General features: G+C 58.8%; 1 pseudogene. It reads left to right on the top strand.

The features are described from left to right. Positions 1–137: 137 nt before the first annotated feature. A pseudogene (locus tag HMPREF1627_RS00835) lies at positions 138–507 on the top strand (exonuclease SbcCD subunit D); the annotation flags it as partial.

Raw genomic sequence — 507 nt, 5'->3', positions numbered from 1 at the left:
AGGTCATCATGATTCCGGGTAACCACGATTCTGCGGCCAGATTAGGATTCGGATCGAGGCTGTACACGGAGCGATTAAAGATCGTTTCGCGTACGGCAGACGTAGGGAAGCCAATCGTGATCCGAAGCGGATCCGCGGTGGCAAACGTCTACCCTGTCCCCTACCTGGAGCCCGATATAGCCCGTGTTAGCCTCTCCGATGAGGTCGATGACTCTGGAGTACTCACCAGCCTTGCTCGCAGCCATCAGGCCGTTATGGAGGCCGCCCTGCGGCGAGTAGACGCAGACCTCGCAAAGCGCGAAGGCATGGGCATCGCGGTGATTCACGCATTCATTGCCGGATCCGAAACCAGTGATTCTGAGCGCGACATTTCAGTTGGAGGTTCGCAGTCGGTTGCCCCCTCAACCTTCAAGACTATGGGCGCAGACAAACCACTTTCGCGCGGGCTTTCCTACGTTGCTGCCGGTCACCTGCATCGGCCCCAGCAACGCGACACTGACGGGCCGA

It is taken from the genome of Actinomyces sp. S6-Spd3 (assembly GCF_000758755.1).
GTDB lineage: Bacteria > Actinomycetota > Actinomycetes > Actinomycetales > Actinomycetaceae > Pauljensenia.
Note: the sequence above shows the minus strand (reverse complement) of the source record. Positions and strands in the feature narration are given on the sequence as shown.